Genomic DNA, 12,847 nt, shown 5'->3' with positions numbered 1-12,847 from the left:
ATTTCGCCGATGTCTGTAGAAGCGGGTTTACCCGCGACTAGGGCAGCGCACTCACCGACGCATTCGCGGGTAATCCCGCTCCCACAAGGTGCGCACGACGCTCAAGAACAGGGGGGTGGCCCTCACTCGAAGATGGTGTTCTTGCCCGCAGCCTTGGCCCGGTACAGCGCTTGGTCTGCCCGCGCCAACAGACCATGCTGGTCCTCATCGTCCTGCCAGCGCACCACGCCAAAACTCATGGACAGGCGACAATCGCCGATCGGCTCCATGCCGTCCAGCGCCTGGCGGATCTGCGTGGCCAGCTCCACCGCCTGCTCCACCGGGGTCTGGGGCAAGACGGCGACAAATTCGTCGCCTCCCCAGCGCGCCAGCAGGTCCTGCTTGCGCAAACACGCCCGGACGCGCTCCACCGCCTCGACCAGCGCTGCATCGCCTCGGGCATGGCCGTAGCGGTCGTTGATCGGCTTGAAATCGTCCACATCCATGACGATTAGCGACAACGGCTGGCGGAAGCGCCGGGCACGCTCGCACTCCTGGCGTAGGGTCTTTTCCAGCCGATAACGATTGGCGGTGCGGGTCAGGGCGTCGCGCTCGGCCAGCTCGAGATTCTCGTCAAGCTGGCGCTGCAGTTGCTGATTGACCCAGGACAGCTCGCGGGTACGCTCGGCTACCTGGGTTTCCAGCGACTCGTTCCTCTGCTGCAGTTCGATCACCAAGCGCTTGCCCGCGTCGATGTTGCGGTGGGCGCCGAGCATGCGCGCCACCGAGCCATCTTCGTTGCGGGCGATAATGTGGCCGCTGTCTTCGATCCACAGATAGCTGCCATCCTGGCAGCGGCAGCGGTATTCGATGCGGTAGCGCTCGTTGCGCTGGTTGATGTAAGCCTCGAAGTGGGCCATCACCCGTGGGTAGTCCTCGGGGTGGATCACGCTCTCCCAGGTCAGCACGGTGTTGGCCATCGAGTGGCTCTCGTAGCCGAGCATGGCGTACCAGCCAGGGTTGCGGTACACGTACCCGGAGTTGGCATCCCAATCCCAGATGCCGTCGCTGATCAGGTCGAACAAGGTATGCAGTTGCTGCTCGCTGAAGCCGGCAGGCATCGGCCTGGACTGCTGACTCATGGACGCTCTCTCCTGGTGTCCAGCAACTGCGCCTTTCTGGGCTGCTGATGGTCGTGGTGATTGCCGCCGAGCGGCAAACCTGTGCCTCTGAATGGCAAGCTTAGCGCCAAACTCGATTGGATCCAGATAGCCGATGCGGCCGCTTTCATGCCTTTTCAAGCCGCTGGCACAGGTTTTGCCCCTTCGGTGGCGTCATTGATTCGCAAGGAGCAAACCTGATGATCACCCTTAATGGCCTGGGCTGGCAGACTGCCGTTCAGCAGTACAACCGCACCGGCGCCGAGCAGCCGTTGGCCGCAGTGCTGCCGATGCGCCTGCCCGTCGCCCCTGCCACCGCCACGCCACAGCAGAACGGCCAGAGCAGCACCTCCGGGCAGAACGCCGAGGATGCACGCAAGGAAGCCTTCGCCAAACTCATGGTGATGCTGCAGAACCCGGACGTCGCCGCGCGCCAGCAGGCCAGCGTCAACGAGCAGGACACCAGCGGTGCCCTGGAGGCGTTCCGCGACTACATGGCCAAATCACCGGAAGAGAAGATCAAGGAGAAGTACCTCGCCGAGCTGGGCCTGAGCGAGGAGGAATACAACGCCTTGCCGCCTGAGCAGAAGGAAAAGATCGACCAGCAGATCGCCCAGCGAATGCAAGAAGACGTAGAGCTCAAGACCCAGGCGAAGATGGCCGGGCGCCAGGACGTGGAGCTGTAAGCGCGCAGCCAGCTCCCACAAGGCTAGCGCTGCGCTTGTGGGAGCTGGCCACGCCTGGGATGGGCCGCGACGCGGCCCACTGTCACCTCACGGCTCCTTCACTCCTGTGGTATCACCGATCAGCGACTGCGCCTTCAGTGCAGGCCGAGGCGCGGTGCGCAAGTCAGCCACCTGGCTGGCCGTCACCGACGCTGCCTGATTACCCCAACTGCTGCGAATGAAGTTGACCACATCGGCTACCTCCTGGTCCGTCATGCGCCAGGCGAAACCCGGCATGGTGAACGTCGATGGCGCAGTTGCTGTGGCCGGCAGGGTATAGCCGTCGAGCACGATGTGGATCAACGAGGTGGCATCAGCGCTCTGCAACACCGGGTTGCCCGCCAACGCCGGGAACACCCGCGCATAGCCCTTGCCATCGGTGCGATGACAGGCAGCGCAGTTGTCCACGTAGAGAGCCGCGCCGGGCTTGGTATCGTCCCCTTTCCACAATGCCTCGGCGACCTGGCGATCTTCCTGGAATGGCTTGTCGTCCGGATTCACCGGCGGCAAGGACTTCAGGTAGCGGGCAATGGCAGTCAGGTCGGCCTCGGTCATGTACTGCATACTGTGCTCGACCACATCGCTCATGCCACCGAACACCGCGGTACGCTCGTTTCGCCCGGTCTTGAGGAAGGCGACGATTTGCGCCTCGCTCCAACTGCCCAGGCCATCCTTGTGATCCCCTCGCAGGTTCTTGGCGATCCAGCCTTCCAGCGGCGCGCTGCCCGAGAGGTAGGCATCCCCACCGGCAGCATCCAGGGCTTTTTCCTGCATGGTCAAAGCTCGGGGCGTATGGCAGGCGCCGCAGTGGCCAAGGCCTTCGACCAGGTAGGCGCCACGGGCCAGTACCGGGTCACGTCCTGCTGCGTCGAACGGTTTGACCTCAGGCGCGAACAAACCACGCCAGAACGCCAGCGGCCAGCGCATGCTCAGCGGCCAGGGGATATCGCTCTCTTTGTTTGCCTGCTCAACCGGCTGCACGCCGTGCATGAAATAGGCATACAAGGCCTTGATGTCGTCATCGCTGACCCGCGCATAGGACGGATAGGGCATGGCCGGATACAACGTGCTGCCGTTCAACCCGATGCCCTGGCGCACGGCACGCTCGAAGTCTTCGAGGCTGTAGTCGCCAATGCCGGTCGGATCCGGGGTGATGTTGGTCGAATAGATCGTGCCGATGGGCGTCTGCATGGGCAGCCCACCGGCGAAGGGTTTGCCACCCTTGGCGGTGTGGCAGGCCACGCAATCCCCAGCCCGGGCGAGGTATTCGCCCTGCTTGATCAAGGTCGGGTCGCTCATCTGGGCTGCGTGCAACAGGGTGCTGGCGCCCAGGCTCAGGGCGGCGATCAGAATACGTTTCATGGTCGGCCTCCTATGCCTGCACCAGCGGGCCGGGTTTTTTCAGGTACTGCTCGCGAATGGCCCGCGCCGACCAGTACGTCAGCGCCGCTACCAGACCGGTGGGGTTGTAGCCCAGCCCTTGTGGGAAGGCCGAAGCGCCTGGCACAAACACGTTGTGGACATCCCAGCTTTGCAGGTACCGATTGATCGCGCTGGTCTTCGGATCGGTGCCCATGATCGCCCCGCCATTCAAATGAGTGGTCTGGTACACCGTGGCGTCGAAATGCTGACCGAACGCCTTCATCGACGCGGTGATCGCCTTGGGCCCCATGGCCTCGGCGATCTTGCGCATGCGCTCGACCATGAAGCGGTTCATCTTCACGTCGTTGTCCTTCCAGTCGAAGGTCATGCGCAACAGCGGCTGGCCGTAGGCGTCCTTGTACACCGGGTCCAGATCCAGGTAGTTGTCGCGGTAAGACTGATGCGCACCATGGGCATCCATCGACAGCATGTGGCTGTAGCTATCGGCCACTGCGGCTTTCCAGGCGCTGCCCCATTTGGGCGTGCCCGATGGCACCTTGGTACCGGAGATGGGCTTGGTCCCGGCCTGGTTGACCCAGAACGGCGAGCCGCCCACGAACCCTTCAGGGCCGTGGTCGAAGTTGTCGGCATTGAAATCGTCCACCGCCACGCCATTGCCCCCGGCGCCGATGAACGGGTTGGTGTGGTGGCTGTTCTTGTCGAAGAACGCCGTCACGGTGGAGAGGTTCTGGAAGGCGAAGTTGCGCCCCACGACGCCTTCATTGCTGATCGGATCGTACGGCTTGCCGATGCCCGAGAGCAGCATCAGGCGCACATTGTTGAACTGGAACGCACCGAGGATCACCAGGTCCGCCGGTTGCTCCACTTCCCGGCCCTGGGCATCGACGTAGGTCACGCCGGTGGCGAGGTTCTTCTCGGCATTGAGATTCACCCGCAGCACATGGGCATTGTTGCGCAGCTCGAAGTTCGGCACCTGGCGCAGGGCCGGCAGAATGTTCACGTTGGGCGATGCCTTGGAGTACATGTAGCAGGCGTAGCCACTGCAGAATCCGCAGAAGTTGCACGGCCCCATCTGCGCGCCGTAAGGGTTGGTGTAAGGCCCGGAGGTGTTGGCCGAGGGCAGGTTGTAAGGGTGGTAGCCCACTTCACGGGCAGCCGTTTCGAACAGCTGCGCCGACACGGTGTTCTTCTGCGCCGGCAGCGGGAAGTCATCGGAGCGGTCCGCAGCGAACGGGTTGCCGCCTTTGTCGCGGCCCACCACCTGGCCCTTGATCGACCAGGCGGTACCGGAGGTGCCGAAGACCTTTTCGGCGAAATCGAAGTACGGCTCAAGCTCTTCGTAGCTGACGCCAAAGTCCTGGATGGTCATGCCCTCAGGGATGAAGGCCTTGCCATAGCGCTCCTCGTAGTGGCTGCGCATGCGCAGTTCCATCGGGTCGACCCGAAAGTGCACGCCCGACCAGTGCAGCCCTGCCCCACCAGTGCCTGTGCCAGGCAGGAAAGCGCCGAACTGGCGGTACGGCACGGCAAGGTCGTTCACGCTGTGGCGCAAGGTCACGGTTTCGCGAGAGATGTCCATGAACAGCTTCTTGCGCGAGTTATAGGTCAGCTCGTCCATGGTCTGCGGATAGACCCCGTCCGGGTAGGTGTCACGGGCAGGGCCTCGCTCCAGCGCCACCACCTGCAGGCCTGCCTCGGTCAGCTCCTTGGCCATGATCGCGCCGGTCCAGCCGAACCCGACGATGACTGCATCGACTTTCTTCATCACTTGGGCCATCTCAACCTCGCTCGCCACTGATCGATACCGGCGGGAAGGGGTAACGCTCATCGCGCTCCACCCAATCCATGAAATCGGCGCGCGCGCCAGGGAAGCCGATCAGTTTCCAGCCGGCCAGCCCTTGGTTGCCACCGTGCAGTGGGTCACTGAAGAAGCCTTCACGGGTATTGAGCCAGAGCATGGCGAAGAAGGTCACTGCCGGTACCGACGCAAGGGCTGCCTTGCCGCTGTCCAACGCCTCGAGGGCTTGCTGCTGTTGGGCCGGGCCCAGCTCGGCGAACGGTTTGCCCCATTGCGCCTGGCACCAGGCATCGGTCTCCTGGATGCCCAGGCGGTAGATCTCCTGTGGGCTGAGCTTGAGCTGGTAGCCCAGTTCGGCCGGGGCATCCGGGCGGAACGGCCCCTGCATGTACCACAGGCCGCCGCTGCCATAGCGCGTATTGAGCTGACGGTCGATGAACTCCGGCACGCCGGCTTCGGCGGCGCCCGGGCCGAGTGCGTCGGATGGAATCAGCACGGCCACGGCGGCGCTGATGAAGGCCCACTCCTCGGCAGTGAAGAAGGTCGGCTGATAGGCACGCGCCCTGCCCTGTTCAGGAGCAGCGGCAGGTGAGGGATCGGTAGGTTTGGCGGGTTCAGCGAGCACCACGCTACCCATGCCGGTGCTGGCGAGGGTCGCCACCGGGATGAGCGTCAGGGATTTTCGCAAGAACTCGCGCCGCGCCGGTTGTGCGAAGGCAGGTTCGTCGTTGGACATGGCTCAGGTCTCTTCTTCAATAGGTCAATCAGGTCGTGCACGGCATACGCTCCGTTGGTCGGGGCTGTTGTTTTGGGTAAAGCATAGACATCGGGGTTGTACCGACGCCCTCGCAGGCGAGCCTGCGAAGGGGCACCGCGTGATTACCCTGCCCGGCGCTCCCAGGCCTGGGGGTTGACCAGGTTCGCCGGACGCTCGCCTGCCAATGCCGCGAGCAGGTTGTCCACCGCACAGCGCGCCATGGCTTCACGGGTCTCTTCGGTGGCCGAGCCGATGTGCGGGGTCACCACCAGGTTGTCCAGTTGCAACAGCGGCGAGTTCGCCGGCAACGGCTCCTGCACGAAGACATCCAGCCCGGCACCGCGAATGCGCCGCTCACGCAAGGCCTGCAACACGGCAGGCTCGTCCAGCACGCGACCACGGGAGATGTTCACCAGGATCGCCGAAGGCTTCATCAAGGCCAGTTCAGGGGCACCGATGAGGTTCTCGGTTTGCGCGCTCAGGGGCACGCACAGGCAGACGAAATCCGACTCGGCCAACAAGGCCTGAAGACTGCGATGGCGTGCCCCGTAACGCGCCTCCACCTCGGGGCGCGGCTGGCGGGTGTGATACAGCACCTGCATGCCAAAACCAGCGTTGGCCCTGCGCGCCAAAGCCTCACCGATACGGCCCATGCCGACGATACCGAGGGTCTTGCCATGCACGTCGCAACCAAACTGCGCAGGGCCTATCCCGGCGCGCCAGTGGCCGTCGCGGATCCAGCCGTCCAGCTCCACCACCCGCCTTGCGCAGGCCAGCAGCAGGGCGAACCCGGTGTCGGCAGTGGTCTCGGTGAGCACGTCGGGGGTGTTGGTCAGCAAGACACCGCGCCGGTCCAGCTCAGCGATGTCGTAGTTGTCCACCCCCACCGAAACGCTGGAGACCACCTCCAGTTCCGGCGCCAGGTCGAGTAGTTCGCCGCCCAGGCGCAGGCTCGCACCCAGCAGGCCGTGGGCGCTTGGCAGCGCTGCGCGCAGGCGGGCCAGACCGTCGGCCGCGGGCGCCTCGACCAGCGTCACTTCGGTGTGGGCATGCAAACGCTGCATGAGCTGATCGGACAGGCGTTTGTAGAGGACGATGCGTTTCTTCATGGTCGGATCCTATTGACTGGGCGCCAGGCGCGGGCGCTGCACCTGTTGCGAAGGGTTGAGAACGGCGGTCAGGGCCACAGCCACCAACAGCGCGCCGCACATGAACAGGTAGGAGGCACCAGGGCCACCCGTGGCGCCATTGAGGTAGCCCACCAACCACGAGCCGGAAAACGAGCCCAAGGCCCCCATGCTGTTGATCAGGGCCATGGCACCGCCGGCGACATTGCTCGGCAGCAGCTCCGGGACGATGGCGAAGAACGGGCCATAGGGGGCGTACATGCAGGCACCGGCAATCACCAGCAACGTGTAGGACCACCAGAAGTGCTCGGTGCCCAGAACATAGGAGCCATAGAACGCCAATGCGGCGATCAGCAATGGCGGCCAGACGAAGCGTTTGCGTTTTTGCATCCGGTCCGAGGCCCAGGACACGCCCAGCATGGCCAGCACCGCCCCCAGGTAGGGGACCGCCGACAGCCAGCCAGCGGTAACAATGTCCAGCGCGGCAGCCTGCTTGAGAATCGACGGCAGCCAGAGCACGAAGCCGTAGACCCCAATGCTCCAGCAGAAGTATTGCAACGACAGGATGATCACCTTGGGCGAGCGGAAGGCTTCGCGGTAGTTCTTCACCGGCTTGATGCCCTGCTGCTCTGCGGCCAGAGCCTCGCGCAGCGCTGCCTTGTCTTGCGCGGCCAGCCACTTGGCCTGTTCTGGGCGGTCATCCACCAGGCGCCACCAGATGAAGGCCCAGAGCACGGCAGGCAACCCTTCGATGATGAACATCCAGCGCCAGTCGAAGTGCTTGACCAGGTAGCCGGAAACCACCGACATCCAGAGGATGGTCACCGGGTTGCCGAGGATCAGGAAGGTATTGGCCCGCGAGCGCTCGGCCCGGGTGAACCAGTGGCACAGGTAGATCAGCATGGCCGGCATCACCGCCGCCTCGACCACACCCAACAAAAAGCGGATGCCGATCAATAGGTAGACGTCCTGGACCATGCCCGTGAGTGTCGCCAGCCCACCCCAAAGGATCAGGCTGACGAAGATGAGTTTCTTCACGCTGCGCTTTTCGGCATAGATGGCGCCGGGGACTTGGAAGAAGAAATAACCGAGAAAGAACAGCGCCCCCAGCAGCGACGACAGGGCCGGGGTGATGTGCAAGTCATCGGCCATGCCTGAGGCCGCCGCGAAACCGTAGTTGGCGCGGTCGAGGTAAGCGAGGCTGTAGGTGATGAAGACGATCGGCATGATGTACCACCAACGCCGTGGAGCAATTCGGTCGATCTGCATGGTGTGTCTCCTGAGCTTTTTGTTCTTGTTGCAACAGGTGCCGGCCAGGCCGGCAGGTGAGGTCGTCATGCGCTCGCGCGCATCTCGAAATGGTCCAGCTCAAAGCGTTGCGGCAGCCCTTCCATGTCTCCGCGCGATTGCACAGCCCGGCTGCCACACCAGTTGCCGCGCGTCACGGCGCGACGCAGGTCGTGGCCTTCGAACAAGGCGCTGATCACGCCGACGGCAAAGGCATCGCCCGCCCCCACCGTATCCACCACCTGGGCCACCGGCTGCGGCGCTACCATGCCCTCTGCGCCCGCGGTATTGCGGTAGTACGCGCCTTGTGCCCCAAGCTTGATTGCCACCTGCTGCACACCACGCTCCAAGTAGAAGCCGGCGATGGCCTCGGGTGACTGCCTGCCGGTCAGCAGACGCCCCTCCTCCAGGCCCGGTAGCACCCAGTCGGCCTTGATCGCCAGAGCATTGATCTCCTGCACCATGGTCTGCAGGTTCGGCCACAGCGACGGGCGTAGGTTCGGGTCGAAGGACACACTCCGCCCACAGGCACGCATGGCATCCAGCAAGCTGTGGGAAAGTTCACGGCAAGATGCCGACAAGGCTGGTGGGATACCCGTGGCATGGAGGTGTCGCGCTTTGAGCAGGCTTGGCCGTAGCACAGCGGATGACAGGTGACTGGCCGCAGAGCCACGACGAAAATACTCGACCTGCGGATCTCGCCCGTCGTCGCAGCGGGCCTTGAGTTGAAAACCTGTTGGATGTTCAGGGTCGATTTCGACGTCGTCACAGCTCAGCCCCTCACGGCGCAGGCTAGCGAGCACGAAGGCGCCGAGAGAGTCGGCGCCCACCCGGCTCAGCCAGTTCACTTTCAGACCCAGGCGGGCCAGGCCAATGGCCACATTGCTGTCGGCTCCGGCGATGCGCTTGGTGAATCCCTCGACCTGGGCCAGATCGCCACACTGCTCGGCCACGAACATGGCCATGGTTTCGCCGAAGCAGAGCACGTCCCAGTCAGCCATGGCACACCTCCGCCTCGAGCGCGGCCAACTGCACAACCTGCTCACGCGTGAACGTCAATAGATCGTCACTCACCAGGGGGTACTCGATTGCCCGCGGCACGCCTGGGGCAAAACAGGCCATCAGCTCACGCCAATCGGCCAGATCGCTCGCTTGCGGCGGGATCGCCGCCCTGCGGCCATCGGTGCGGCGCTCGACGGCCTTGCAGTGCACGTAGCGCACCCAGGGTCCCAAGGCCCGCGCGGCCTGTAGGGGAGACTCGTCCTGCCAGTACCAGTTACCGATATCGAAGGTCATGCCCGGTGCTAGGCCTAGGTTCGCAGAACGCTGGAAGAAGCTCAGCAACGGCTGTAGACGCCCGCCTTGAACGGTCTGGTCGTTCTCCACGTATAGGGCTGTCCCCTGCCCCAGCAATGGGCGCAAGGCCTGAAGGTCGCAACTCTCGCGATAGTGGCCGAGGGAGACCTTCAAGGCTACAGCGCCAACCTCGTTGGCCAATTGCAGCCGTCCCGCCACGTGCGGCTCCAAACTGCCATCCTCGCGCCACAGTTCCAGCGGTGTGGAGAACAGGCTCTCCAGGCCCAGCGCCGCACTGGCACTGGCAAGTTCGGCGGCGTCAGGCCATGCCTCGAACAACTCCTCGCGCCACTCCACGCGACACGCACCGGCCGCAGCCAGCAGAGGCAGGTAAGCGAGCTGACCATGGTGGCGTACGGTATCGGCGCCGAAGCTCGACAGGCTGATGGAAACAGGGGTCGCGTGCATCGTTGTAGTCCTTGTTCTTGTCGAATGAAACCGGTTTCATTTCCAGGGAAAAAACAGCGCGACACGCAGGCCGCGCTGTTTTTCAGTCAATGGGTCGGCTGGAACCTCGAACGATGAGTTCAGCACGAAGGTCCAGGCGCCGGGCGGGCAATCGACTGCCTTGCATACGCTCCAGCAGACACTGGAACGCGGCCGCGCCGATGCGCTCAGTGGGTTGTGCCAGGGCAGTGATGCCGCCCCCGACCAACGGGTACCAATCCAGATCATCGAGGGCGACCAGGCCCAGATTAAGGAACGGATGCTCGGCACGTCGGTGCAGATGCCGCATGACTTCAAGGGTAGCCACACCGTTGCAGCTGAACAGCGCCTGCGGACCATGGCCAGCGCCCGCCAAAAATCCTGCCAACTGCTCCGGCAGGCGACTGCTCACTTCCAGGACCTGACCGCGCATGCCGGGCCTGCGTGCGATGGACGCCTGGAACGCAGACACCCGCTCCTGGCGCGAACTGGTGCCATCGAGGGGCTCGGTGACCGCCAGGATGTCGCGATAACCTTGTCGCTGCAGGTGCTCCAATGCTTGTTCGACGGCGTCGGTGTTGTCTAGCCCCACCAGGTCGGTCTGCAGCTCGGCCAGTTGTCGGTCCACCAACACCATCGGCAACTCGCGGCCCAAGCTAGCCAACTCACCCGCATGGTGGCCAAGGGTGTTCACGATCAGACCATCGACGTTGTACGACTGCAGCGCCTGCAAGTGCAGGCACTCCTGTTCGTCATCGCAGTCGGTGTTGCACACCACCAAGCTGTAGCCATGCTGGCGGCAAGCCAGCTCGACGCCATGCATCACCGCCACGGAATAAGGGTTGCTGATATCGGCCAGCAGCATGCCGATCAGGCCGGTACGGCCTCGCTTGAGCGCGCTGGCCATGCGATTGGGGCGATAACCGAGCCGTTCGATCACCGCCTCGATACGTTGGGCAGTGGCATCGGCGAGCAATTGCCGGTCGCCGCCGATGTAGCGCGAAACCGTAGCCTTGGAAACGCCGGCAGCCTGGGCTACCTCGCTGATGGTGACCCGCCCGCGGGCAGGCGCATGCATCTTGTTCACCCTATGACCTTCTTGTCTGTACTTATGGGCAGGGTTATGAAAACGGTTTCAATAAATCAGGGATACGGAATTCCGTCAATCGAAAATCCCAAGGGGGACTGATGGCTTGATGATCGGTGATGGGGGATGGAGGACGAAAAGGTAATGCAGCATTACCGAAAGATGGCGTCCCCGGCAGGAATCGAACCTGCATCAAGGCCTTAGGAGGGCCCCGTTCTATCCATTAAACTACGAGGACGGATAGCTGGACTCCCACACGGGGGAGCTCCATTCAAGATGCTTCGCAGCAGCCAGACTGGTGTGCGAAGGCGGCGAGCATCTTAACCAGCGTTCAACCGTTTGTCATGCCTGAATCGGCTTTTTAGCCGTAGCCCTTTTCGGCAGAGCAAGACTACTCAGGCCCGCAGGACCGGCACCTCCAAGCGGGTCACGCCTAGACAGCCGGCTGCGCGATCACGCCCTCCTCGACCAGCAAGCGCAGCAAGGCCTTGACGGTATCGGCCAGGGAAGTCGAGTTGTCCAGCACGTGCACGTCAGGGTCATCTCCGGCCTGCAACAGGGCGCTGCGCGCCAGGCGCTGCTCGACCTGCTCCACTGACTCCCGCCCCCTGGCCAGCAGACGCTCACGAAGCACCTGGGGCGCCACTTCCAGGCGAATGGCCAGCAGGTTTAGGTACCGCCGGCGCGCTTCTGGCAAATAACCCCGAGACCCATTGACCAAGACATGGCGACCACTGGACAGCCATTCATTCACCTGCACCGGAATCCCATACTGCAGGCCGTTGGCCTGCCAGTGCATGGCAAATTCCCCGTCCTCGCACATCTGCTCGAACACCTCGGGGCTGACGCTAAGGGCAGCCTCCCCCTTGGACTCGGCCGATCGGGTAATGACGCGCCTGGCGACTTGGACGCCGTTTTCGAGTAATTGCACGCGCGCAGCATCAATAAGGGAATCTTTTCCCGATCCAGACGGTCCTATCAGGAATATCAGGCGACCTCCCAGCCGGGACGTCCCGCTTGCGTCATGTCGCATAGCCACTACGCTCAAATGAGGGAACCTGCGTATTTTAAGGATTTTCTATAGCCATTGCTGATTTTTGACAGATTTTGGCGGCAATAAACTGACAGCCTTACGACTCGAAAAAAGCAAAACTTTTCAAACCAGTACTCATTTCTGATAATTGGTACTGGCAAAAAGCCTTTATTCGGATCACTATTTGTCACAGAATTGACGCCAATGAAACGGCGGCCATAGGGCAAGATGAGCACCCAGATTTGAGAACACGGTTGAACATTTTGTCACCGCCACGGTCGTAGCCACCACCGTGCGGCCAATTTGAGAACCGCCTCCCCTGAACCAGAAAAACCGGTCAATGTATATGCGCCCAATGAAACAGGCTATCTATTCAAGCCGCACCGCTGACAAGTTCGTCGTCCGCCTGCCAGACGGAATGCGTGAGCGCATTGCCGAGGTAGCGCGCAACCACCACCGCAGCATGAACTCCGAGATCATCGCACGCCTGGAACAAAGCCTTATCCAGGAAGGTGCGCTGGGCGACGAGCTGAGCATGCGCCTGGACAGTCCCGAGCTGAGCCTGCATGAGCGCGAGCTGCTGCAGCGCTTCCGCCAACTCTCCCACCGCCAGCAGAACGCGCTGGTTGCCCTCATCGCTCACGACGTGGAAATGGCTGCAGACGCTTCCTGAGTTTTTGCACCACCCATAAAAAAAGCCAGCTCAACGCTGGCTTTTTTTATTGCAGA

The 12,847-nt window shown here is 62.8% G+C and carries 12 protein-coding genes and 1 tRNA gene; 2 read left to right on the top strand and 11 right to left on the bottom strand.

The features are described from left to right. Positions 1-122 precede the first annotated feature (122 nt). Positions 123-1,121, bottom strand: coding sequence for a diguanylate cyclase (locus HMPREF3173_RS03225; protein ID WP_070571500.1), 999 nt, complete (start codon positions 1,119-1,121; stop codon positions 123-125). Between the two features lie 218 nt (positions 1,122-1,339). Here HMPREF3173_RS03225 and HMPREF3173_RS03220 point away from each other — a divergent pair, with 218 nt between their 5' ends. Further along, complete coding sequence (locus tag HMPREF3173_RS03220) at positions 1,340-1,825, top strand: hypothetical protein (RefSeq protein ID WP_232092049.1); 486 nt, start codon at positions 1,340-1,342, stop codon at positions 1,823-1,825. Between the two features lie 87 nt (positions 1,826-1,912). Here the strand turns inward: HMPREF3173_RS03220 and HMPREF3173_RS03215 are convergent, their stop codons facing one another. The 10 genes from HMPREF3173_RS03215 to phnN form a co-directional block, all read right to left on the bottom strand. Continuing rightward, positions 1,913-3,226: a cytochrome c gene (locus HMPREF3173_RS03215; protein WP_070571498.1), complete on the bottom strand. Its 1,314-nt coding sequence runs from the start codon at positions 3,224-3,226 to the stop codon at positions 1,913-1,915. Between the two features lie 10 nt (positions 3,227-3,236). Beyond that, a complete protein-coding gene (locus tag HMPREF3173_RS03210) occupies positions 3,237-5,024 on the bottom strand; it encodes a GMC family oxidoreductase (RefSeq protein WP_070571496.1) in 1,788 nt (595 codons plus the stop codon). 1 nt (position 5,025) lies between these two features. Next, the gene (locus HMPREF3173_RS03205) at positions 5,026-5,781 is read right to left on the bottom strand and encodes a gluconate 2-dehydrogenase subunit 3 family protein (protein ID WP_070571494.1); all 756 of its coding nucleotides are present in this window, start codon (positions 5,779-5,781) and stop codon (positions 5,026-5,028) included. Positions 5,782-5,924: 143 nt separating this feature from the next. Continuing rightward, entirely contained in the window at positions 5,925-6,911 is a 987-nt protein-coding gene (locus tag HMPREF3173_RS03200; protein WP_070571492.1) for a 2-hydroxyacid dehydrogenase, read from the bottom strand. A gap of 9 nt (positions 6,912-6,920) precedes the next feature. After that, a complete protein-coding gene (locus tag HMPREF3173_RS03195; RefSeq protein ID WP_043210970.1) occupies positions 6,921-8,198 on the bottom strand; it encodes an MFS transporter in 1,278 nt (425 codons plus the stop codon). A 65-nt stretch (positions 8,199-8,263) separates the two neighbouring features. Then, positions 8,264-9,217, bottom strand: coding sequence for a sugar kinase (locus tag HMPREF3173_RS03190; RefSeq protein ID WP_070571490.1), 954 nt, complete (start codon positions 9,215-9,217; stop codon positions 8,264-8,266). After that, complete coding sequence (locus HMPREF3173_RS03185; protein ID WP_070571488.1) at positions 9,210-9,980, bottom strand: AP endonuclease; 771 nt, start codon at positions 9,978-9,980, stop codon at positions 9,210-9,212. Before HMPREF3173_RS03185 ends, HMPREF3173_RS03190 begins: the two co-directional genes overlap by 8 nt. 82 nt (positions 9,981-10,062) lie before the next feature. Beyond that, on the bottom strand, positions 10,063-11,076 hold the full coding sequence (locus HMPREF3173_RS03180; RefSeq protein ID WP_070571559.1) for a LacI family DNA-binding transcriptional regulator: 1,014 nt from the start codon (positions 11,074-11,076) through the stop codon (positions 10,063-10,065). 172 nt (positions 11,077-11,248) lie between these two features. Further along, positions 11,249-11,323, bottom strand: a tRNA-Arg gene (locus tag HMPREF3173_RS03175). Positions 11,324-11,518: 195 nt separating this feature from the next. Continuing rightward, complete coding sequence (gene phnN, locus HMPREF3173_RS03170) at positions 11,519-12,118, bottom strand: phosphonate metabolism protein/1,5-bisphosphokinase (PRPP-forming) PhnN (RefSeq protein WP_070571486.1); 600 nt, start codon at positions 12,116-12,118, stop codon at positions 11,519-11,521. Positions 12,119-12,464: 346 nt separating this feature from the next. On the opposite strand from phnN, the gene HMPREF3173_RS03165 reads away from it, so the two are divergent. Continuing rightward, positions 12,465-12,791, top strand: a complete 327-nt coding sequence (locus HMPREF3173_RS03165) for an Arc family DNA-binding protein (protein WP_003254499.1) — start codon at positions 12,465-12,467, stop codon at positions 12,789-12,791. Positions 12,792-12,847: the final 56 nt, after the last annotated feature.

Source organism: Pseudomonas sp. HMSC08G10 (assembly GCF_001808425.1).
Lineage (GTDB): Bacteria > Pseudomonadota > Gammaproteobacteria > Pseudomonadales > Pseudomonadaceae > Aquipseudomonas > Aquipseudomonas guariconensis.
Note: the sequence above shows the minus strand (reverse complement) of the source record. Positions and strands in the feature narration are given on the sequence as shown.

What these genes read in the sequence shown, in the direction of transcription:
- HMPREF3173_RS03205 (WP_070571494.1), bottom strand. Translation starts at nt 5,781, where the DNA reads ATGTCCAACGACGAACCTGCCTTCGCACAACCGGCGCGGCGCGAGTTC.
- HMPREF3173_RS03165 (WP_003254499.1), top strand. Translation starts at nt 12,465, where the DNA reads ATGCGCCCAATGAAACAGGCTATCTATTCAAGCCGCACCGCTGACAAG.
- HMPREF3173_RS03200 (WP_070571492.1), bottom strand. Translation starts at nt 6,911, where the DNA reads ATGAAGAAACGCATCGTCCTCTACAAACGCCTGTCCGATCAGCTCATG.
- HMPREF3173_RS03220 (WP_232092049.1), top strand. Translation starts at nt 1,340, where the DNA reads ATGATCACCCTTAATGGCCTGGGCTGGCAGACTGCCGTTCAGCAGTAC.
- HMPREF3173_RS03225 (WP_070571500.1), bottom strand. Translation starts at nt 1,121, where the DNA reads ATGAGTCAGCAGTCCAGGCCGATGCCTGCCGGCTTCAGCGAGCAGCAA.
- phnN (WP_070571486.1), bottom strand. Translation starts at nt 12,118, where the DNA reads ATGCGACATGACGCAAGCGGGACGTCCCGGCTGGGAGGTCGCCTGATA.
- HMPREF3173_RS03190 (WP_070571490.1), bottom strand. Translation starts at nt 9,217, where the DNA reads ATGGCTGACTGGGACGTGCTCTGCTTCGGCGAAACCATGGCCATGTTC.
- HMPREF3173_RS03180 (WP_070571559.1), bottom strand. Translation starts at nt 11,076, where the DNA reads ATGCATGCGCCTGCCCGCGGGCGGGTCACCATCAGCGAGGTAGCCCAG.
- HMPREF3173_RS03195 (WP_043210970.1), bottom strand. Translation starts at nt 8,198, where the DNA reads ATGCAGATCGACCGAATTGCTCCACGGCGTTGGTGGTACATCATGCCG.
- HMPREF3173_RS03215 (WP_070571498.1), bottom strand. Translation starts at nt 3,226, where the DNA reads ATGAAACGTATTCTGATCGCCGCCCTGAGCCTGGGCGCCAGCACCCTG.
- HMPREF3173_RS03185 (WP_070571488.1), bottom strand. Translation starts at nt 9,980, where the DNA reads ATGCACGCGACCCCTGTTTCCATCAGCCTGTCGAGCTTCGGCGCCGAT.
- HMPREF3173_RS03210 (WP_070571496.1), bottom strand. Translation starts at nt 5,024, where the DNA reads ATGGCCCAAGTGATGAAGAAAGTCGATGCAGTCATCGTCGGGTTCGGC.